This window comes from Planctomycetaceae bacterium (assembly GCA_041398785.1).
In the GTDB taxonomy this organism is placed as follows: domain Bacteria; phylum Planctomycetota; class Planctomycetia; order Planctomycetales; family Planctomycetaceae; genus JAWKUA01.
The window spans coordinates 294,010-315,354 of sequence record JAWKUA010000001.1 but is presented as its reverse complement, the minus strand read 5'-3'; the positions used below and the strand labels follow the sequence as shown (position 1 = coordinate 315,354).

The window sequence follows — 21,345 nt, the reverse complement described above, 5'->3', positions numbered from 1 at the left end:
AGCGGCGTTTCGGACGCATTAATTCCGGTGAATCCATGCGTCGGTTGTCGCGCCGACGGGTCACCGATACGCTGTCATTGTCGGCCGGCATCCGTCTGTCGTGGATCAGGCAAAACGTCCTCCGGCGGCGGTTCGGACGCATCGCGACGTCCATGATTGGAACTTCCTGTCGACCGAACGCCTGAGATTCCCGGTCTCCCTGCGTGCCCGATCGGCGTGCCTGCAGTTTTCACCGCGGCTGGGTTCGCCGGTTGCGTCGCCTGTGTGTTTCCATTTAACAGAGTGTTGTGATGACACATTTCCGATGCCTGGTTTTGGTTTCAAGTGCCATCTTCGGTCTTGCCACCGGTGTCGCGGCGGACGACCAGCGGCCGAACGTCGTCATCATTCTGGTCGACGATATGGGGTACGGTGATCCCGGCTGCTACAACGCGGAATCGAAGATTCCGACGCTGAATATTGATTCGCTGGCCGCCGCCGGGATGAGGTTTACCGACGCTCACGCTTCAGGACCGCTTTGCCACATGTCGCGTTACGGCCTGGTGACGGGACGCTATCCGTTCCGAACAGACGTTTCCCGATGGGCTCGGCAGCCGCTGATTGACGACGGTGCGACAACGATTGCGTCGCTGCTGAAGTCACAGGGTTACCGCACGGCAATGGTTGGCAAATGGCATCTGGGGTTCGACGAATCGCAGGGCTACGAACGCCCGCTGCCGGGAGGCCCGGTCGACGTTGGCTTCGATTCGTACTTCGGCATCCGGGCATCCACGGACATTCCACCCTACTTCTACATTCGGGACCGGCGGGCCGTGCAGCCGCCCACGAACGAAATCGCCGCGAATAACAGCGACGGATGGTCGCCGATTCAGGGAGCGTTCTGGCGAGCCGGCGGAATCGCGCCGGATCTGGAATTGAAGGACGTGCTGCCTCGCTTCACCGACGAAGCGATCGACGTCATTCGAGACCACGCGGATCGTCAGGTCGATGCCAGGGAGGCTCAGCCGCTGATGCTGTATCTGGCGTATCCCGCGCCGCATACGCCGTGGCTGCCGTCGGATGCGTTTGTCGGCACCAGCCAGGCAGATATGTACGGCGACTTCGCGGTCATGGTTGACACAATGATCGGCCGCGTCCTGAGAGCACTCGACAGCGCCGGCATGGCAGGAAACACGCTGGTTGTCTTCGCTTCCGACAACGGACCCACATGGTATCAGAAAGACGTGGAACGATTCGGGCACGATTCGTCCGGCGGACTGCGCGGTATGAAGGCTGATGCCTGGGAAGCCGGCCACCGGGTTCCGTTTGTCGTTCGCTGGCCGGGAAAGATTCAGGCAGGTTCCGTCAGCGACCAGTTGGTCAGTTTCGTCGATCTGCTGGCAACGCTGGCAGCCATCACAGACTTTGAACTGCCAGACGGTGCCGGGCCTGACAGCCATGACTTTTCCGCAGTTTTGCTGGGAACGCAGCCTGCCGACCAGCCGGTCAGGACATCGCTGGCGTTACAGTCGGGCAGCGGGTTCATGACGATTCGCGAAGGTCACTGGAAACTGATCGAAGGGCTGGGGTCCGGCGGATTCTCGCAGCCGTCAAGGATTACGCCCGGCACGAATGATCCGCCGTCGCAGCTCTACAATTTGAAGGACGATCCCGCCGAAACGACAAACCTGTACTCTCAGAACCCGGAAGTCGTCGGAAACCTGCGGCGAGTGCTTACCGAAATCCTTGCCGCCGAACGAACGCGGGATCCGCAACAGGCAGGGCCGGCCCCAGTGAGGAAGTCCGTTCCGTGAGCCTTCTTCGCAAATGGCGACGACGATTGCTGGCTGTCGTTCTCGGGCTTTCCGTCTTTCCGGCGTTTGAAGTCGTCTGCCGAATCGCCGGCTGGGGAGACTCCGCTGTCGTTGCGGATCCGTTCGTCGGCTTCGCGGGGATTCGACCGTTGTTCGCGAGAAACAACGCCGACGGCCGATACCATATAGCCGCGAACCGGCGCGGTTTCTTCGCGGAAGATTCGTTCCTGGTGAAGAAACCATCGAACGGATTTCGCATCTTCGTGCTGGGCGGGTCGACCGTTCAGGGCCGCCCGTACTCCGTGGAAACCGCGTTCACGTCGTTTCTTGAAATGGCACTGAACGCCGCTGCTCCAAAGCGGTCGTGGGAAGTCGTCAACTGCGGCGGCATTTCTTATGCAAGCTATCGGCTGGTCCCGATCATGGATGAGTGTCTGAATTACCAGCCGGATCTGTTCATCGTCTGTTCCGGGCACAATGAGTTTCTGGAAGACATCACCTATCGCGATGTGAAAAACACCGCCGCGGAACTTACGACCGCGTATCGCTGGCTGACGCACCTGAACAGCTTTCGGCTGCTGTCCGCCGCCCGGGCACGCGTTTCGTCAACGGAAGCCGGCGATTCATCCGCCGATGTGATCGACGATGCTCGTCCCGTTGCCGTGTTGCCGCAGGAAGTCGACGCGCTTCTGGATCACCGCGGCGGGCTGGAAGCGTACAACCGAAACACTCTGCAGCGAGATTCCGTTGTCAGGGAATTCGGCAACAACCTGAACCGCATGGTGCAGACCTGCAAAGACGCGGGCGTTCCCGTGCTGCTGCTGATGCCGCCGTCCAATCTTCGCGACTGCCCTCCGTTTAAATCGGAATTCAGTGACACCGTCGACGACACCGACCGTCAGGCGATCGTCGCCGAACTGCGCGAAGCAACCGAATTCATTGCGGCGGACGAAGCCGAGACCGCGATCAGTCTGCTGGACGACGTGACGGCTCGCGATCCACAGTTCGCCTTCAGTTGGTATCGACTGGGCCACGCTCTGATCGCGGCTGATCGAAACGAAGAGGCTCGCGCCGCGTTCGTCAGGGCTCGCGATGAAGACGTGTGCCCGCTGCGGATGATTTCACCGCTGGAGTCTGAAATGCGACAGGTGGCCGCCGACACCGGGACGCCCCTGATCGAAATCGCAACGCTGCTGGAAGGCCGGATGAACGCCGGAATTCCGGGTGACGCGGTGCTGGTGGATCACATTCACCCGTCGTTTCGGGGGCACCAGGACATTGCGATGGCCATCGCCGACTGGATGACCGAAAGCGGATTCGTCGATGACGTTCTGTCCGACTGGAAGATCTCCGCCGAACGGAAGTTCCAGGAACGTCTGCAGACTCTGGACGATCTGTACTTTCTTCGCGGTCAGCGCACTTTGGAAGCGCTGCGGGGATGGACGCAGGGCCGCGCCGAAGGTCCGCCGCTGCCAAAGACGCAGTCGCCGTGATTCGCAAGTCAGCGGATCACACCGGGACGGGCATCATTCGGGCAGGTCCGGAAAAGCGTTCGGCGCAACGGCCGTGCGTTTGCTGTCCGGCCCCCGCCCGGAAAGCGTTGCCGTGATCTCATCCGCCTTGCTGAAATCAGCTTCGGCAAGTTCCGTTTGTCCGGCGGCCTTGCGCTGCTCGCCGCGCGCTCGATAGGCTTCCACGACCTGATTGTCGAATCGCTGAGCGGATTCGTAATCCTGAACTGCCTGGTCGAAGTTCTTCAGTTCCATCCACGCATCGCCGCGGATCGAAAACGCTTCCTGAGACTTCGCGACCACCAGCGATTCGTCGATGTCGGTCATGGCCTTCTGCAATTCCCCGGTTTTCATCCACGCTTTGGCGCGCCCGGTCAGAGCTTCGGGGTGGCCGGGCCGCAGCGCCAGGGCTCGCGAGTAATCCTGAATGGCGGCTCCGAACTGGTTACCGGTTGCCAGGTAGTTTGCTCGGGCAATCCAGACGGCCGGATTGGCTGCGTTGGCCGCCACCTTTCTGGTGATCGCTTCCAGTCCCGTCAGCCAGCGGATCTGGTGTTCGTCGGCGCTGGCTTCGGCGAAGCGTTCCAGCTTCTGATAAGCCGTGCGGCGATGATTGAACCAGCGAACGTCCAGTGGTGAAAGTTCGATCGCCTTGCTGAAGGCCGTGACCGCGGATTCGTAATCCTGCTGTTCCATATGGACCAGTCCGCAGTTGTTCCAGGCGGTCAGGTATTTGGGGTTCAGCGCCAGAGCCTGCTTCAGGTCGGACAGAGCGGTTTCCAACTGGCCGTTCTTGAATCGGCAGAAGCCGCGGTTGTTCCACGCGTCGGCATACTTTCGGTTACCTTCGATCGCCCTGGAAAAGTCGGCTTCCGCAGCGGCATAGTCCTGCTTCGACAGAGCGATCAGGCCGCGATTGTTCAGTGCTTCCACAAGCTGCGAATCCAGTTCGATGGCCTTCTGAAAGTCCTTCAGCGCCTCATCGGTCAGGCCTCGCGTCATCAGAAAATAGCCGCGGACGTTGTACAGCGCCGCGTTTTCCGGATCCGCCTGAATCGCCATGCTGAAGTCAGCGCGAGCGTTGGCGAATTCTCCCATGACTTCGTACACGTCGGCCCGCATTCGCAGCAGGCGGGAATCGTTCGGAGCAATGCCGATGGCCTGGCTGAGCGATTCAATGGCCACCGCATTCTGACCGCCGACGACGGATGCTCTCGCCCGCCCCACCAATTGCTCCACAGCAGCGCTGATGACGGTTTCCTGCGGTTTCGCCGTGGCCGCTTCGGCGGATTTTCCGGTGGTCGATTCAGGATTGGAGATCGACAGCGGAATGGCGGCTGCTGCACCAGCATCATCCGATCCGGACCCGCAGCCGCAGATTGTTAATACGACGCAGGAAATTCCCAGGCACGGCAGAATGAATTGCATCACAGTTCCTTCCGTGGAACAGTCAGGATTGGTCTCAACCCCAACTTTTTACCGCAATTTGCAAAATCGTGTCAATTGCGGCTCCCGCCAGACCCGACGCGAGCGGGATCAGGGCCTGGTCAGCGCAGGGGAAACAGCGTTCACGACGCATGTCCCGGATCGGCGACGACAGAAGCGGGAATGTCCGGGGATTTCGACCGTCCTTTGCTCCCCGCGTGTTTGTTTGGTCAGTGTGTTCGATGGGAAACCTGCGGCGGTGAGCCGCGACGGTCAGCGTCCTGTGCCCGCGCCGTGCCACTCGCAGCCGTGCCCGCACGTAGGCTGCGATTCGTCGTGTTGTTAGAGTACAAGGCCGCTCAATCGACGAGACGGGAGGTCCGGGACTTCGATGACATCAACATCCGCAACATCCATGTCCGAGGTCCTGAACCGAATCTGTTCGGAATCGCGTTGTCCCTTCGTGGACGTCGATGCCGGCAGCGCCGCCGGAACGTCTGTGACGTTTCAATTCACGGAGCGAAGCAAAGTGGATCTGCCGGCCGCGCGACTGCCGCAACGGCGCTATCTGGTAGCGTCGATCACGAAGCCGATTGTGGCGACGGCGTTTCTGAAACTCGTAGCGGAGGGCCGCGTGAGTCTGACGGAGCGCATCGGAGAGCACCTGCCGATGTTCCGCAGCGGCAGCCTGCGCCGGATCACGTTTCGTCACCTGCTGACTCACACGTCCGGGCTGCCGGACATGCTGCCGAACAACGCGGAACTGCGAGCGGCTCACGCCACGCTGAAGGAATTCATCATGCACGCCGCAGGCTGCGAGCCGGACTTCGTCACCGGCTCCGACTGCCGTTACTCCAGCGTGGGATTTCTGCTGCTGGGGGCCGCCATCGAACAGTTGTCCGCTCAGACACTGCCTGACTACCTGCGGGAAAATCTCTTTGAACCGCTGCACATGAGCGATTCCTGGCAGGGGATTCCGGCTGAACAGGATGACGCGATCGCTGCTTCCATCCTGCCGTGCGATTTGCCGGAATGGCAGCCTGATGCCGATGACTGGGGCTGGAACAGTCGCTATTGGCGAACACTGGGAGCTCCGTGGGGCGGCCTGATTTCGACAGCCGAAGACCTGTCCCGCTTTGCTCGCATGATGCTGCGGGAAGGAACCGGCGACGACGGAATCCAGGTTCTTCCGCCGATTGCTGTCCGCGCGGCGATGCGCGAGCAGACGCGGTTCTGCGACGAAGTGCCGGAGGCAACTCGCAATGATCGCCCGTGGGGCTATGGATGGCGAATGCAGTGGGCCAACCATCGGGCGTCGTTCGGTGACTTCGTTTCGCCGGAAACCGCTGGCCACTGGGGAGCAACCGGAACGCTGCTTTGGATCGACCCGACGACCGATAACTATGCCGTCATTCTGACCACGACGCCGTACGAACAGAGCTGTCCGTGGATTCAGCGGATCTCAAACGTCATCGCTGCTCGCGGGCACGACCAGTCGTAATCGCGATGCGTCAGGCGGCGGTCGCGGGGTCCGGCTGTCCCATTCGTTTCAGCCAGCGGTAGTGAGCCTTCAGCCCGCCCAGAAATGTCTGGTGCACGTGGTATTCGATCCCGTGTTCAACTGACGTGTCTTCGACGATCTTTGCCATCGCCGGGTAGTGAATGTGGCAGATCTGCGGAAACAGATGGTGTTCAATCTGGTAATTCAGCCCGCCGGAAAGCCATGTCATGAAACGGTTCCTGCGAGCCCAGTCGACGGTTGTACGGACCTGATGAACGGCCCAGGCGTTTTCCAGACGCCCCGTGGATTCTTCGGGCATCGGAAAGTCGGCTTCTTCAACACAGTGGGCCAGTTGAAACACAACGCTTAGCAACACACCCTGAAAATACGATGCGATACAGAACCACGCCAGCACCGTCAGTACCGGGTGAAACATCATCGGAATCACGAACGCCAGCGACAGAAAAATGACTTTGCCGACAACATAAATCAGCAGTTCGCGACCCTTCGGGCGATTGATGCGAACGTGGCCAATCCGGCCGGTGGCGACACCCACGATGTCATCGCGAAACTGCCATTTGAACGTGATGAAACCATACAGCAGCCACAGATAGAAATGCTGAAAACGATGAAAACCGTATCGCTTCTGGTGCGGCGAAATGCGTCCGAGGAATCCCAGGTCAATATCGCCGTCGACTCCGGTGACGTTGGTATACGAGTGGTGAATGATGTTGTGAGTTGTTTTCCACAGGTACGAACTGCCGCCCAGAACATCCAGCGTCATTGACATGAATCGATTGACCAGCGGAAATCGCGAGTACGCGTTGTGGCCGCCGTCGTGCTGGATGTTGAAGCCCACCGCTGCCATGGCGACTCCCAGGGAAATCGCCAGCAGCAAAGCCTGCCACCATGTCGCAGCGAACCAGACCAGACCGACGTACGAGACCACCGCCCAGACCAGAATCGTCGCCGATTTGACGTACATTGCCGGGCAGTCACGTTTGGAAATGTGGTTCTGTTCGAAGTACGCGTCGACTCGCTGCCGCAGCGCAGGCAGAAACCCATCGCAGTGGGCGAACTTCACGGGTAGATCGCCGGAGGTCGTGCGAGGCGCGTTCGCCGGTGAGGACAAGGCAGTTGCAGTCATCAGCAGTCGGGCCTGTTTCAGGGCAGATGGTAGGCAACACAAAATGTCGCGGTCGGCGGGCATTCGACGGCCCGCGTCTGCCGGGAAACTAACAGACCGGACTTCAATCTGCATTCGCAAACGACCACATTGACAAACTCGTGACCGAACCGGATCGATTGCTCGTTTGGCGAACCGCATTCTGCCTGAATTACCAACGGTTCACGGTTCTCGGAACGATTTTTCACTTCCCTGAGAATTGCGCGCACGACCCCTTCGTGCTCTTCGCGGACCTGCGTCAGACAATGTCGTGACGGATCTGTGACATGAGTTCGCTCGCCGCGTCTTGCCGGTCGCAGAGTTACGGAAGCGACTTGTGGGCCGGGCAACTGCGAATCAACGCCTCGGTTTCACCGCATGCGGCTTCGCGGATTTCCTGCCGACCGGAGCCGTGCATGATCCGCGTTCGCGATTTTGTTCGCGACATCGTCAGTGTCGGTTTCGCCAGGTGACGGAATGCGGGTATCGTGAACGCCGGATCCCCTGCCAATTTCGTCGACACGACTTCGCTGATGGTGACGGGGGCCGCACTGACGAAATCACCAGGGCCAGCAGATGACGCAGTGAATTCAACGTCGGTAGGCAGTCTCGCGACTCTGGAAGCTTTGGCCCGCGAAGCCGGGTTTCGATTCAACGCATGACCGCCGCCGGCGACTTGCGCTTTTCCGGAAACAACTATCCGTGCGAGCGAACGCGGGAATCGTCGATGTTGTTGTGCTGTTGTCGCTGCTGGGGAACCGCCGTTGCCGTCGGGTTCTGGTTCGGCCGGAAGAACAGGGATCTCGAAACCTATTTGCTGGGCGGTCGCTCACTGCCGTGGTGGGCGATACTGGGCTCCATCGTTGCGACCGAAACCAGCACTGCCACCGTGTTGAGCATTCCCGGAGCGGCCTATGGCACCACCGGAATGAAGTGGCTGCAGATTGCGATGGGATATGTGCTGGGCCGCGCGTTCGTCGTGCGCGTGCTGCTGCCGCTGTATTTTCGCGGCAGTTTATTTACCGCCTACCAGGTGCTGGAACAGCGTTTCGGCGCAGCGACCAAAACAGTGGCATCGCTGATCTTTCTGGTCACACGCAATCTGGGAGACGCCCTGCGATTGTTTCTGTGCTGACCGGTCGTTCACACGCTGCTGGGCTGGTCGATTGAACGGAGCATCGCGGCGATGGGCGCCGTCACGGTTCTGTACACCGTGTTCGGCGGCATGAAGTCGGTGGTGTGGAACGACTGCATTCAGTTTGTCATCTACATGCTGGGCGGCATTGCCGCTGTCTTCATTCTGGTCAGCCACATTCCGGGAGGCTGGCACGAACTGTGGACATTCGCCGAAGAGTCCGGCAAAGCAAGTGTTGTCGAATGGAAGTTTACACTGTCCGACCCCTTCAACATCTGGTGCGGGCTGATCGGGGGAGCCGTTTTGACAATGGAACTCACGGCACCGACCACATGATGGTGCAGCGCTATTTGAGTGCTCGCAGCGAGAACGAAGCCGGACGAGCGATCTTTCTGAGTTCCTTTGTCGTTCTGTTTCAGTTCGCTCTGTTTCTGTGGATTGGTGTCGGGTTGGCGTGTTTCTACTCGCTGGACGGAAACTCGGCTGCGGCAAAGCCGACCAGGTGTTTGCTCACTTCATCGTGCATTCGTTTCCGCGCAACACGGGTCTGATCGGCCTGATGCTGGCGGCCATTCTGTCAGCGGCAATGTCGACGACGTCCAGTTCACTAAACGCGTCCGCGTCCGCGCTGCTGAACGATTTCTGGCTGCCACTTTGCCGAGAGGCTCCCGCACCACGTACGCAACTTGTTCTTTCGCGATGCCTGACGGTGGTGTTCGGCATCATCCAGATCGGCATCGGCATCCGGGCAATTGATCTGGAAATGACAGTTGTCCGCGGTGCACTGACGATCGCCGGATATTCGGCAGGCATCCTGCTGGGCATTTTTCTGCTGGGTGTCGTGTCTCGCCGCGCGAACCAGGCTGCTGCGATCAGCGGCGCGATTGCGGGGCTGGCCATGCTGTTGTTCGTGCAGTTCATAGCTCCCGCCCATGACTGGAACATCGCGTGGCTCTGGCTGGCAACAATCGGTTCGGCAACGACATTTATTGTCGGAGAATCCGTTGCATTCATTTGGACAGCGATTGTTGCCGGATCGAAAGACTGATCGACAGACTGTGTCGCGGACATTTTTGCAGCGGCAATTTCCCGAGGGATGTTTCACGCCGCGCGAACGGTATCCCTGCCGCGAAACTTCAGGACTGCCCTGACAACGAACATCAATGCGAAAACAGCCGTCCACGGCAACACGACGCTCAACAGCGTGATGGCGGTCAGTGTTTCTGTGCGGCCATAGTGCATTTCGTTGTACAGTCGAGTCACGACGGGCTCAAAACGCAGCGGGCGCAGCAGCGACGGCACAGTGACGTCCCAGAAACTCCAGTGAACCAGGATCGCTCCGGCCAGCAGCCAGCGAAACTGAACCAGTCGCCACACCAGGTTCAGGCCGCTTCGTCGAACTTCGCCGGCATTCGATGTCAGCAACAGCTTCGCCGAATGCGCAGCCTGTGGCCGAACAGTCGATTCCAGCAGGGTCGCCAGCAGAAACGCACGCGGCAACATCAGTAACGACAAGCCGGTTACGATCGGCACCCACGTATCGTAAAGCCAATTCGCCGGGGAACTCTGAAAAACGGCCAGCAGCAGCAGACTGAGAACCAGCGATCCGAGTAGTTCCGGCACCAGCACGGCGACGTTCAGCCACCAGCGGTTGGAAGATCTGAGCACAACTGCGGCCTGCATCGCAATTGCCGACGCGGCGCACGCGAAGCCAAGCGACGCAGCGATCTGAGTCAGCGAGCCGAACAGCAGAGTCGGTTGATTCCACAAAGCCGCGAAGCCGGCTGTGACGTCAGTCCAGTTCGAAATCAGCGGCCACGCCAGAAACACCGTCACGACAAACACCGCCTGGACGATAAGCAGGACCGATCGAAACGCGAGCCGGAAACTCGCTCGTTCCGGCGAGGGGGCAACGCGCCGGCTGACGGCCGGAAGGTCGTTCGAAAGCAACGACGCACGACTGCCGCGCAACAGCCATACGACGGGGCAGAGCAACGTCAGTTCCAGTACCAGCGGAACAATCAGCATCGACAGCGATCGTTTCAGCGGTACACCGGCGGCGTGAGCGTCAAACAGCCAGACCGGCCACGCAATCGGGTGGCGATCAACCTGGAGCAGCGCTGCGGTTTCGAATTCCTGAAAACACCACAGCACGGCAGCACACCATCCGACGATCGAAGCACGAAACGGTCCGGTTGCCTGCAATCGGAACCAGGTAATCCACCAGCGCCGTCGAAGCGGAGGGAACTTGCATGGTGCGTGTGGCGTCAGGCCGCGCAGCAGCTTCCAGGAATGCAGTGCCTGGTTCGAAACGGATGAACCGCGAAGAATCAATCGCACAGCAATGATGACGGCGATCGAACCTGCCAGAAGAATGCCGCTGTAGATCAGTTCCGTCAGGACACTCGCCGCTGATCCGGATTGCGCGAGACGCGACGCCGCCATTCGATAGGTGAACCCGATCAGCAGATTGGGAACAAATAACGGCAGCAGCGCGATAGCGACCGTCAGCTTCGACCGGCGATGCGGCGTAACGGCACGTGAAACCAGCACGGCAATTGTCGCCACCATGACGGCTCGCGCGACCGACCATGTCAGCGCCGTCAGCAGCGTCATCGCGGGGTGTACTCCGACGTCAGCCAGTCCAGCACGGCCTGATTCACTTCCGCGGCCGCTTTGAGGGACACTCCCTCCGCCGCCCATTTCCGCAGGCTGCGAACTTCCGCGGGAAGCCGGGATTCGTCGACTTTTCCGAGCGGAATCTGCCTGGCAGGGGAATTCGCCAACGCCAGTTCCGTTGCTTCGCTTAACAGGAATTCGATGAACCGGGCCGCAGCTTCGGGATGCGGGCAGCCTTTGATCATCGCGACGCTGTTGGGCATGACAATCGTTCTTCCGTCATCAAGCCGGACGGGCAGCATTGTGACGGGCTGCCCGCTGTCAATCGCGGAAAACGCATCGTCGGTGTCGGTGAACCCCAGGTCGCAGATTCCTGCCGCCACCAGATCACGCACGGCCGCATTGCCTCGCGCTTCGCGAATCCCCCGACTGTGCAGTGAATGATGCCAGGACTTCAGCTTGTCGATGCCCCATTCTGCCGCAAGAACGGAATAGTGAGTCAGTGTTGTGCCGAACATCGGCTGAGCAATCGCCACTCGATCAAGCGACCCGGCCTGAAGGTGTTCACGAATCAGGTCGTCCGCCTGACGGAGAGCTTCCGGCACAGAATCGCCGCCGATCAGATCCGCACCGCGCGCGGCCGCAAGCGAGTTTTTGCTGCCGACGTCGATTCTGTCAGTATTCACGATGACCACGCGCATCCGCGCAGCGAAGCCGGTCCAGCAACCGGCGGGATCTCGATACGCGGCGGGAACGCGTTCATGGCCTGCGCCTTTGTACGTGGCCAGCACGCCCGCCTGCTGCAGGCGGATGGTCCCCAGCGTCTGATTGTTCCAGAAGACATCACAGCGAGGATGGTCTTTTTCCGCCAGCAGCAGACTTGTCAGGCCCAGCGACTTGTTGGCTTCTTCGTCGAACCGCACGTCGACGGAAATCCCGGTTTCGGATTCAAACCGGCGGATGACGCTTTCGGCAAAAACGGCGTCGTGAGCGCAGTAGACGACCAGTTGCGTTCCATCATTCGAATATCGCGTTAAGGGCGACCGCAGCAGTTCGGCAGCCGTCGCGAGACACGCGACCGCCGCCAGAATAACGGCAAGCCTGCGAAGTGACTGGCGATTTCTTGACGACATGCAGCACCCGGCCAAATAGCTTCGCACCTGCCACGACAATCGCCGGCCGGATCCGGAAAAAGGGCGGCCCGAATCCGTGTTACTCGGTATCCGAGGGAGCCGTCAGTTTGGGATCGACGGATTCGATCTTGTCGAAGTAACTCTTGATGCCGTCGACGTAACCGGGCGGAATCTCTTCGTTTTCGATCGCTGCCTGGACTCCGTCTTTCAGGGACTGCACGCCTTCCTGGTACTTTCGCAGGGCATCCGGATCGAAGTCCGTTTCTTCGGCGTATTCCTTTGTCTTGATAGACAGCAGCACCTTTCCGGCTTTGACCTGAGTCTTTGCTTTTTCGCTCTTGTAGCCTTCCGGATCACTGTCATCTTCGGGAGTCTCGCCGCCGCGACCGACGCCGCCATCGCTGCCGTCGTTTATGTCCTTGTCGCCTTCACCCTGACCTTCTCCCATCATCTGAGCGTAGAGTTCGGCGTAATCTTCCATTGTCTCGCAGCCTTCGCACTTCGCACCGTCAAGCTGTTCCTTCGCGTTGAGTTTTTCCGCCTGCTGCAGGGTCTTCAGGGCCTGTTCGAGTTTCTTCAGATCCTTCGCCGATCGAGCGACCTGTTCCATTTCCTGTTCAGACAGCTTCAGCGATTCCTTCAGAGCTTCCATCGCTTCTTCAGAAAGTTTTTCACCAGGCTGATTCGGATCCGACGCGGCCTGCAGTGCCTTCAGAGCCTTGTTCAGGGCTGACGTGAGTTCTTTGGATCCGGCCTTATCCTTCGAGAACTTTTCCAGATCCTGCAATTCCCGCTTCAACTGGCTTTCCAGTTTCTTTCGTTCTTCCGGGTCCTTCGCTTCCATCATGGCCTGCATTGTCTGCTGAGCCTTGTCGAGCTGTTTTTGGAGGCCTTCCGTCTTGCCTTCCTTGAGTTCCTTCAGCCATTCGTTCATCTGGGCGTTGCGACTTCCGCCAAGTTGCTGCTCGGAGATTGGCTGATTCAGCAGTTTCCGAAGCTGGTCGTTGCTGACGGCTTTCCACTGTTCGCTGAGTCCTTCGCGCTGGTTTTTCAAGACCTTCGTATTGGACTGGCTTTCCCGGGGCTTCATCTGACGAAATGCGGTCTGCAACTGCTTTAGTTCCGATTCGATTTCCGCGGATCGCTCTTCGGACCGCTGGCTGCTTTTCTTCAACTGCTCCGTGCGGTCTTCCGTGGCCTTTCGAATCGCAGCGATTTCCGACTTCTGCTTTTCTTCCTTCAGCGACGCTTCGACAGTTCCGAATGGATCAAGCTGTGGAGTCACCAGGATGGCCAGTCCCAGCAATCCCGCCGCGACGACCACGTGAACCAGTTGTCGCCCGAACCGATACGGGACGACATCGACGGGAACGATGCGATCCGCCTGCTTCTCCGCGGACTCGGCCACCAGCGGCTGATATTCGCCGGCCGATGTTTTCAGCGACGAAAACGTCAGGAACAGGTCTTTGGTGTTGGCATGCCGGTCAACTGCGACCGCAGCGGCTTCCTGCCGGACCTTCCGGTGAAACAGCCCCGCGCAGACCGCAATCAGTGCGGGAATCGTCAGCAGCCACACCGGTTTCTGCTGAGCCGGCGGCAGCGCACCCAGCAAACGAATTGCCAGGACCGCCAGCAGGCAGGTTCCCAAAATCACCAGGCTCCAGACGTATGCCGCCCTTGCGAATGCTTCGGTCCGAAGGCGGACTTTCACACGGTTCAGCAAACTGGCGGCTTTGGAAGCTTCTGACATGCGGTGGACTCCTGCGGACGGCTGGCCGACTTCTGGACGAATGCCCTTTCCGCATTGAGTCTACGGCGGAATCCGGCATCGATCAATCTGATCTGAGCGAACGGACGATTTGTCTAAAAATCCTGCACGACAATTGCGTGACGCGACATCCAACGCTTGTTCGTCGGCCGAAAGAAGCGTCAACACGGCAAGTTCAGGCGGCGGCGTCTCGCCGCGGCACCCGACTCCGTGGTGTTCCCGCCCGCGCGGAAGCGTGCTTTCGAGCGGGCGGTAAGCGTCAGAATGAAAACCCGCTGACGCGGCTGACGGTGGCCAGGCCACAGATCAGTTGAGCGGCCAGCAGCCAGCGCCAGCACGCCTCCCGTCCCCGCTTCGGTGTCGGCGATTCGGCACGCGGCATGCTGCCGCCGACAGCGACCGGAATCAGCAGCCAGGGCATCAGGAAGCACCACAATCGAGCAGCCTCGCCCTGATTCTTCCCTGACAGCCACAGCAACAAGATTGTGCTGACGGAAGCAACCACCAGGTCTGTGCCGGTCCAATCGGCGGCCGGTGCCGCTTCGCCAGCAGACTTCTGATCCGAACGTGCGGCGGCGCGAAGAACCGTCACGATTCCGGCAACTGCCGCAATCGTCAGCGGCAGCCCAACGCCAAGGCCAAGTTCCAGCGGATTCACCAGCAGCCACTTCCACCATGTTCGAACGTACTGTTCATAGAAACCGGCGTGGTTTGTCAGATTTAGCTGCCAGACTCGAAGCAAGTTGCAGCCCGTGGCAGCTGACCAGGCGGCAGTCGCCACCAGTACCGTACCCGCGCAGATGGCAGCGAACCGGATGTCATCCTTGACGCGGCGATCACGGAATCGCCAGGCTCGGATCAACACAAACAGCACCAGCACAAGAACGATCGGAAGATGAGCCAGACTGAGCAGCAGCCCCAGCCAAAGCACGACCCCGGCTGAGATGCCCGCCAGGGCACTGCGGCGAACGACGCTGACAACTCCGAGAGTCAGCACAACGGTGGTCGTGAACGCAAACAGTACGTCAGATTTGGGAGCGAACACGGAAATCGCCGGGACGGTGGGCCACAGGCAGCACATGTTCCACGCCGTCCGCGAATCAGCAAATGTTCGCAGAAGCACGAACAGCGGCAGCACTGCCAGCGCCGCCGCCAGCGTCGTTAATGTACTGACCAGATGAAGCGCTGCGATTTCGTGATCTTCCAGCGGGCGCACACCGGGGAATTCCAGCTGCCGGATGGCTTGTCGGGCATCACGGCTTTCCACGGCGTTCAGCGCATGGACCAGTGTCGGTGAGGCTTCGCAAAGTCGAATTGCCAACCGGTGCAGCAGAAACAGGCCGGGAGGATGCGTTCCGATGTGCAGTACTTCGCCTTCGCGCATTCGGGCTTCATAGCCGCGCAGGAATTCGTCGACGGAATTCATTTTGAAGGTAGCTTCAAAGAAATAACCGGACGCCGCGGGGTCGTAGAGCACAAAGTAAGGCTTGGCGGCCCGATGTGCCGGCGCGGCGGAATGCTGCACGGCCGCCATCCAGCCAAAGCCCGTGACGCTCAGCGCGATCAGCAACAGACCCGTTCGCAGCCTTCGGTCGTCCGAGACCCATTCTGATCCGAAGCAGGCCAGCCCGAACAACAGACCGCCGATCCCTGCCGCTGGCAGAAAACGCTCCATTGCATCGAAGATGTCGGCAGGCCACGACTGTCTGTTCCAGACCCATTCACCAGGTACTCCCAGCGGAATATGATCGCTCGCCAGCACCAGCACGGTGACAGTCGCGGCGAGCACGCAAATGGCCGGGCGAGTTGCGAGTGACCTGTTCAGCGGACGCCCTTTCAATCCGGCGTGTCTCCGGACAACACGAAGAAACCCTTCGGAAGCACATTCCTCCGAAGGGTTTCTGAAGTTCCTACGTCAGTTCAAACGAAAGTGCTGGCTATTCCTGCGGCTGTTCTCCGTCCTGGCCAACACGAATGATGATGGCGCCTCCGCTGCCGCCGCTTTGTCCGGGATTCAGGATATAGTCGGCGTCGAGAGCCTTCTCGATACGCTGTCTTGCCTGAGCCAGGTGGGCGGTGGTGTAGGGATCATGGCGATCCGCCGCGGCTGCCTGAGCACTGTCGATTCTGCGAAGGACTTTCCGCAGTTCTTCCGCGGACAACATTGAGATGGCCTGCGATGCGGCGCTGGAACCGTTGCCGGGCAGAGTCAGGTCGACCAGGCGTTCCATATGCTCGCGCTGCAGGTTGCGACGCAGGCTGGAAATCCGCGGTTCGCGGGCGGAATATTTCCCATCCGCTTTTTCGTCCAGCTCACTCCAGACATTGTCCGACACTGTTGTCAGCAGTTCCGGCAGCGTCAGCGCGTCCTGATCCGCGGGAACACGGAATTCGTTGTCATAGACCCGCTTCAGCGTTGTCGGATTCATCAGCATCGTCAGCGTCGACGCCTGGATGCCCATGATGCGATCGTGAATCGGCCACGTCGATTCATCGAAGAAGGAACGGCTGTCATCCAGCCATTTGTCGAGCCCCATGGCGGTTACCAGCTCCGGAGTCAGCCCGTAGACGTCATCGCGGAATGTGCTGTCGACCACGAACTTCAGAGCCTTTCGCTGCTGTTCCGCGGGGACGACTTCGATGGGCTTTCGGCCATTCGGGTCACCCTTCTTGTCGCGATACACAAAGGCTCCGCCGACCCAGTTGGCCATCATGGAGACGGCCCGCGTCTGCTGGCTGAGAGTCAGCTCATAGCCATACCGCACGCGGTCCCAGCTTTCGCCGTCCTTGATGAAATCGGACAACAGTCGACCGCGGTGGTACGTCGCCAGCCGCATCTCATTTTCGGCGAAGTCCAGCGGGTCCTTACTAAAGTCATAGCGACGGGCCAGCGGGTCAGAACCGCCGGTATCTTCGTCGGTGGCGAAGACAAGTTCCGGTTCGGCGACTCTCTTCAGGATCTTTGCCGTATCGCCGAATGTATAACCGTATTCAATGGCCCACAGGTCGTATGGTCCGATTCCTGTCATGCTGTAGTCGCCCTGTTCCTCACCAGCGCCGAGGCAGATGTTGACGCTGATGTAGTCCATAACGGAACCGGCGAGCTGCTTCTTGCCCTTCATTTCCTTACTGTTGATTTCCGCCATCGTGTACACGCTGGAAGCCTTGAAGTTGTGCCGCAGTCCCAGCGTATGGCCGACTTCGTGAGCGACCAGGTGAGCGATCAGCGGTCCGACGAATGATTCCGGCATGCCATCCAGCATCTGCTCGCCGGGCGGTTTTTCTTCGTCCTTCTTCTTGTCCTTATCGCCGGATTCCTCACCATCCTTCTTGTCCGCATCCTTCTTTTCGTCCTTTGCTTCTTCCTTCGGCTTATCACCGGACTCTTCAGCAACCGGAGACGGCGATGGAGTCGCGGGCTTCGCCTTTGACGCCGACCAGTCGCCCCGGATGCTCATTTCGCCCTTCACGGCGACCCATTCGCCGGACAATTCGCCGTCCTTCAGCCTGGCGGTCAGCGTGACGTCGACGCCGTCGTCCGGCTTCAGCGTTGCCTTCAGTTCCTGAGTTGCTTCGTCGAAGGAAATGTTTTCCAGCGCGACTTCCTGCCCGGCAAATGTCAGCCAGCCTTTCAGGTTGCCGCCTTCAGCAGTGAACATCATCGTGAACGGCATGCGATCAACAGGGAACTGCGCTGCCGACAATCCGCCGATGATTCCGGCCCAGCGGCCGTCCAGCGGATGGGTTTTCTTTTCATCTTCCGGTGTCGCCGCATCTTCCGGCAGTCCCAGCGCCAGATGCATCTTCATCTGAGCCAGGTCGAAGGACATTCCTTCCGCGGCCAGACACATGCCGTTGACCTGACTGGTGCGGCCGATCAGTCCGTCGAATTCGTCATCGCCGATGAACTTTGGATCCACGGCTCCGATCGGATGTCCGGAAAACGGACGAGCGCTTTCGCGCTGAATGTTGGCGGCGATCTGTTCCCGCATGGCAGGCGGCGCCAGCCGGATGCGGGGATCCCATTCCGGGTGCCGAGCCAGCCATGACAGAGTCTCCGGTCCGAAGCCTTCCATGGCCGTTGCCGGCAGCATTTCGCTGAATTGCTTCTGATAATGGCGAATCCAGCCGTCTGTCAGAATGATGTCTGCATCCAGAATCTGCCCGGTCAGCGGGTGAACGCGGCTGGGGCCGATGGCTGTTCCCACATCGTTATTCAGCCATCGCACGAAATTGTAATTGACGTCTTCCGGATCCTTGTCCATGTGGGCACCGGACGACTGGTCCTGGTAGTACACCTCGATCGCGTCGGAAATGCCGACTTTTTCGAACGCTTCGTTCCATGCCAGGATGCCTTCACGGACCCATCGGCGATAACGCACAGGAGTCGTGTGTTCGATGTAGAACACAATCGGGTTCTTCGGCGGACTCAGTTGCAGTTTCGGATCCGCCTTTTCCAGATGCCAGCGGTTGATGTACCGGACTCTGGTTTCGCGGTCGTTGTACTTGGCCAGGTCGGTGTAAGTTGTCGTGAAGAAGCCGACTCGCTGATCGGCCTCGCGAGGCTTGTATCCCGTGTTGTCCGGAATGTCGCTGATCGAATAGTGCAGCTTCTTCAGGTTCCCGCGGCTGGAAGGCACTTCGAATTCCACTTCGATGTTGTTTTCAAATGCCTGCGATCGGGCGATGGAATACACGCCGTACCGCGCCGAAGAACTGGTGACGCCGTCGGAGCCGAAGAATCGCTGAGCGTTCTGGACCAGCATGTCATCCAGGTCGATGATTGGTCCTCCGCCCGGCCCGATTGTCACGATCGGAACGTCCATCAGAATGCGGTCGGTAAACAGACGCGAAACCGACGCTTCGGCTTCCTTGTCGCCAGTGGCGCGAATCTGCACATTGGGTTCAATCAGCGCGATTCGTTTGTCGTAGCGGCGCCAGTACACATACATTTCGCCGCTTTGCAGGCCCGCGTAGGGATCACCGCTGGCAACCGTCAGCGCGATGAAGTACTTCTTGTTCCCGAAGTTTCGCGGCAGTTCTGCGTAGATCTGGCTGTCCTTGTCCCGCTGATAAAGCGTGTACATCGGACGGATGTTGGCCTTCGTAATGACTTTCTCGTAGCCCTCCAGCACTTTTGCGTGCGGCGGAAATTCCTCACCGCCACCTTCCTGTGCCAGCAGCAGCCTGCCTGGCAGAATTACAAGCGCCGCTGCCGACAACGCCAGCCGCGATAGACGGGTTTGCATATCACATCTCTCCTGCTTCGGACGAACCGGTATTGGAAGGGGGGGAACCTGGCTGGCGGCGTTCGGGATTTCAGACAGCGGAACGTGTGCCGCGACAATCCCATCAGCGACTTCGCAGAATTCTCGGCGCTCCAGCCCAAACGCGCAGAATCTTCCGCGAGTTTTCCATTCCTCCAAATTTACCCGCTCGCTTCAGGAATGGAAGCTGAGACTGCGCAGAATACCTACGGTGGCCAAAAGATGGCCTTTGCGTTCCTTCGTGTGAGTCCAGGCCGCCAGCTTCGCGCAACAGGCAGCGATTCACCAGTCGGCGCAATCCGAGTCAGCCCGTCCTGCGGGAAAGCTGCGACGACCTGACGTTCGAAAATGCGGAGCGATCACGATCACGTTCAGTCCACGAGGACGACGACGCATGTGATATTGTCGCGAGAACCGCCTTCCAGCGCGGCGTCGACGATGGATTGAGCGATCTGCTGAGGGTCGTCGCTGGTGTTCAACAGGTTCTTCAGCTGATCGTCGTTGATTCCGTCCGTGACACCGTCGGAACACAGGAGGTAGCGATCACCGCCTTCCGGGAAGATCTGTCGCGCTTCCGTGCCGGAAGATCCGTCGCGAGTACCCAGGTAGCGATACAGCACGTTCTTGTATCGATGGGTTTCGGCTTCTTCGGCAGTAATCGTTCCCGCGTCCAGCAGTGCCTGAGTCAGCGAGTGGTCCGTGGTACACTGGCCCAGCTTTCCGTTTCTGAGCTGATACACGCGGCTGTCGCCGACACCGCCGACCAGAAAGCTGTTGCCGACGCGAACCAGAAATACGACCGTCGTTCCCATGTTCCGCAGCGCGGGATCATTTTCGCTGAGCGCCATGATTTCCGCGTTGGCAAAGTCAACGGCCTTGTCGATGGCCTGCGTTGCGGAAGCCGCCTCTGCCGATTCAAAGTTCAACCATCGTTCAAGCTGTTTCGGGATGAGTTCAATGGCCAGGGCGCTGGCTTTTTCACCCGCGTTTTGTCCGCCCATCCCGTCGGCAACGATGAAGTACCGCAGTGAATCGTCGACAACGTAATTGTCTTCGTTGTTGTCGCGGTAGTTGCCGGTGATGCTGACATGACCAGTACGAATGGCGACCATAGACCTGCCTGATTTTCCCACAAACACTCGACGAAGAAGACTGAAGAGGCCGCGAATCCGGCCGGAGAAACTGGATGTCCCGCCACTGCGGGGTTCGACGACAGGAAGGTTTTCTTCAGGACTGGTCACGGTTTCCGCATAAAGTGTCGAACACGTTTCGAAGCCCCAGCGTGGTTGCGGCGATCAGCATCTCGCCGGCGTCGAAACCGGCCGACGTTCCCAGCAGACGATTCTGGCTTTCCACAAGCCGAAAGACACGATGTTTTTCTTCCGGAAACTGTGTCGCATACGCGCGGATCGCCTGCAGCTTGATTTCCAGCGTCGCTGAAATGTCGGAAACGAAACGGCCCCCGCCGTCCGGCAGGCTGAAATTCTGAAGTCCAAGAGGATACCAGATCTGCCGCTGAATACGATGTACAGGCAGGTTCGGAAAGTACCCATCCCATTTTGTCAATCGCGAATAAAACACGGCCGCATCCGTTAACAGCTTCGCCTGCCAGTGGTCGGGAGACGCCATCGGAGTCGCGTCGGCGATTCCCATGACCAGCCGCGGCCGATACCGACGAAAGACGCTCGCCAGCGCAACACGTGTTTCGAAATTATCGAACAGCCGCCGATTCGGCAAAGGCAGTGTTTCTCGAAGATGCACTCCCAGGATCTCCGCCGCCCGCCTGGCTTCCTCCAGCCGGACTTCCGGCCCCGGACTCAATGGCGTAGGTTCGCCGTCCGTCAGATCGACAATGCCCACTCGATAACCCTGCTGCGCCATTCGAGCAATTGTCCCGCCGCAGCCGATTTCCACATCGTCGGGATGAGCACCCACGACGATCACGTCCAGTGGTTCGGGAAGAATTGCATCCTGATCGTCAGTCACTTGATCCGCCGTCCGGGTTTTCGCCAATGGAAGCCAATGGAA

13 protein-coding genes and 1 pseudogene are annotated in these 21,345 nt (G+C 59.4%); 5 read left to right on the top strand and 9 right to left on the bottom strand.

Translation table 11 applies throughout. The features are described from left to right. Nucleotides 1-290: 290 nt before the first annotated feature. Together R3C19_01285 and R3C19_01280 are read left to right on the top strand one after the other, a co-directional pair. Nucleotides 291-1,793, top strand: a complete 1,503-nt coding sequence (locus tag R3C19_01285) for an arylsulfatase (protein ID MEZ6058974.1) — start codon at nt 291-293, stop codon at nt 1,791-1,793. Beyond that, nucleotides 1,790-3,286: a hypothetical protein gene (locus R3C19_01280; GenBank protein ID MEZ6058973.1), complete on the top strand. Its 1,497-nt coding sequence runs from the start codon at nt 1,790-1,792 to the stop codon at nt 3,284-3,286. Before R3C19_01285 ends, R3C19_01280 begins: the two co-directional genes overlap by 4 nt. A 33-nt stretch (nt 3,287-3,319) precedes the next feature. Here R3C19_01280 and R3C19_01275 read toward each other — a convergent pair whose 3' ends face one another. Further along, entirely contained in the window at nt 3,320-4,732 is a 1,413-nt protein-coding gene (locus R3C19_01275) for a tetratricopeptide repeat protein (GenBank protein ID MEZ6058972.1), read from the bottom strand. A 388-nt stretch (nt 4,733-5,120) separates the two neighbouring features. On the opposite strand from R3C19_01275, the gene R3C19_01270 reads away from it, so the two are divergent. Beyond that, nucleotides 5,121-6,230, top strand: a complete 1,110-nt coding sequence (locus tag R3C19_01270; GenBank protein MEZ6058971.1) for a serine hydrolase domain-containing protein — start codon at nt 5,121-5,123, stop codon at nt 6,228-6,230. A 10-nt stretch (nt 6,231-6,240) separates the two neighbouring features. Here the strand turns inward: R3C19_01270 and R3C19_01265 are convergent, their stop codons facing one another. Beyond that, nucleotides 6,241-7,377: an acyl-CoA desaturase gene (locus R3C19_01265; GenBank protein ID MEZ6058970.1), complete on the bottom strand. Its 1,137-nt coding sequence runs from the start codon at nt 7,375-7,377 to the stop codon at nt 6,241-6,243. A gap of 676 nt (nt 7,378-8,053) precedes the next feature. Here R3C19_01265 and R3C19_01260 point away from each other — a divergent pair. Further along, nucleotides 8,054-8,866 (top strand): annotated as a pseudogene (locus R3C19_01260) (hypothetical protein). A 118-nt stretch (nt 8,867-8,984) separates the two neighbouring features. Beyond that, nucleotides 8,985-9,578: a hypothetical protein gene (locus R3C19_01255; GenBank protein ID MEZ6058969.1), complete on the top strand. Its 594-nt coding sequence runs from the start codon at nt 8,985-8,987 to the stop codon at nt 9,576-9,578. Nucleotides 9,579-9,631: 53 nt separating this feature from the next. Here R3C19_01255 and R3C19_01250 read toward each other — a convergent pair whose 3' ends face one another. The 7 genes from R3C19_01250 to R3C19_01220 all read right to left on the bottom strand — a co-directional run bounded on the left by R3C19_01250 (nt 9,632) and on the right by R3C19_01220 (nt 21,303). Then, entirely contained in the window at nt 9,632-11,146 is a 1,515-nt protein-coding gene (locus R3C19_01250; protein ID MEZ6058968.1) for a hypothetical protein, read from the bottom strand. Further along, nucleotides 11,143-12,282: a substrate-binding domain-containing protein gene (locus R3C19_01245; GenBank protein MEZ6058967.1), complete on the bottom strand. Its 1,140-nt coding sequence runs from the start codon at nt 12,280-12,282 to the stop codon at nt 11,143-11,145. The genes R3C19_01250 and R3C19_01245 overlap by 4 nt, the downstream gene beginning before the upstream one ends. Nucleotides 12,283-12,361: 79 nt before the next feature. After that, entirely contained in the window at nt 12,362-14,032 is a 1,671-nt protein-coding gene (locus tag R3C19_01240; GenBank protein MEZ6058966.1) for a hypothetical protein, read from the bottom strand. Nucleotides 14,033-14,309: 277 nt separating this feature from the next. Next, nucleotides 14,310-15,839 carry a hypothetical protein gene (locus R3C19_01235; protein MEZ6058965.1) on the bottom strand — a complete coding sequence of 510 codons (1,530 nt, stop codon included), beginning with the start codon at nt 15,837-15,839 and terminating at the stop codon, nt 14,310-14,312. A 148-nt stretch (nt 15,840-15,987) separates the two neighbouring features. Beyond that, nucleotides 15,988-19,299, bottom strand: coding sequence for a zinc-dependent metalloprotease (locus R3C19_01230; protein ID MEZ6058964.1), 3,312 nt, complete (start codon nt 19,297-19,299; stop codon nt 15,988-15,990). Nucleotides 19,300-19,688: 389 nt separating this feature from the next. Then, nucleotides 19,689-20,429, bottom strand: coding sequence for a protein phosphatase 2C domain-containing protein (locus R3C19_01225; GenBank protein MEZ6058963.1), 741 nt, complete (start codon nt 20,427-20,429; stop codon nt 19,689-19,691). Between the two features lie 115 nt (nt 20,430-20,544). After that, entirely contained in the window at nt 20,545-21,303 is a 759-nt protein-coding gene (locus R3C19_01220; GenBank protein MEZ6058962.1) for a PIG-L family deacetylase, read from the bottom strand. Nucleotides 21,304-21,345: the final 42 nt, after the last annotated feature.

What these genes read in the sequence shown, in the direction of transcription:
- R3C19_01285 (MEZ6058974.1), top strand. Translation starts at nt 291, where the DNA reads ATGACACATTTCCGATGCCTGGTTTTGGTTTCAAGTGCCATCTTCGGT.
- R3C19_01265 (MEZ6058970.1), bottom strand. Translation starts at nt 7,377, where the DNA reads ATGACTGCAACTGCCTTGTCCTCACCGGCGAACGCGCCTCGCACGACC.
- R3C19_01250 (MEZ6058968.1), bottom strand. Translation starts at nt 11,146, where the DNA reads ATGACGCTGCTGACGGCGCTGACATGGTCGGTCGCGCGAGCCGTCATG.
- R3C19_01245 (MEZ6058967.1), bottom strand. Translation starts at nt 12,282, where the DNA reads ATGTCGTCAAGAAATCGCCAGTCACTTCGCAGGCTTGCCGTTATTCTG.
- R3C19_01225 (MEZ6058963.1), bottom strand. Translation starts at nt 20,429, where the DNA reads ATGGTCGCCATTCGTACTGGTCATGTCAGCATCACCGGCAACTACCGC.
- R3C19_01230 (MEZ6058964.1), bottom strand. Translation starts at nt 19,299, where the DNA reads ATGCAAACCCGTCTATCGCGGCTGGCGTTGTCGGCAGCGGCGCTTGTA.
- R3C19_01275 (MEZ6058972.1), bottom strand. Translation starts at nt 4,732, where the DNA reads ATGCAATTCATTCTGCCGTGCCTGGGAATTTCCTGCGTCGTATTAACA.
- R3C19_01240 (MEZ6058966.1), bottom strand. Translation starts at nt 14,032, where the DNA reads ATGTCAGAAGCTTCCAAAGCCGCCAGTTTGCTGAACCGTGTGAAAGTC.
- R3C19_01270 (MEZ6058971.1), top strand. Translation starts at nt 5,121, where the DNA reads ATGACATCAACATCCGCAACATCCATGTCCGAGGTCCTGAACCGAATC.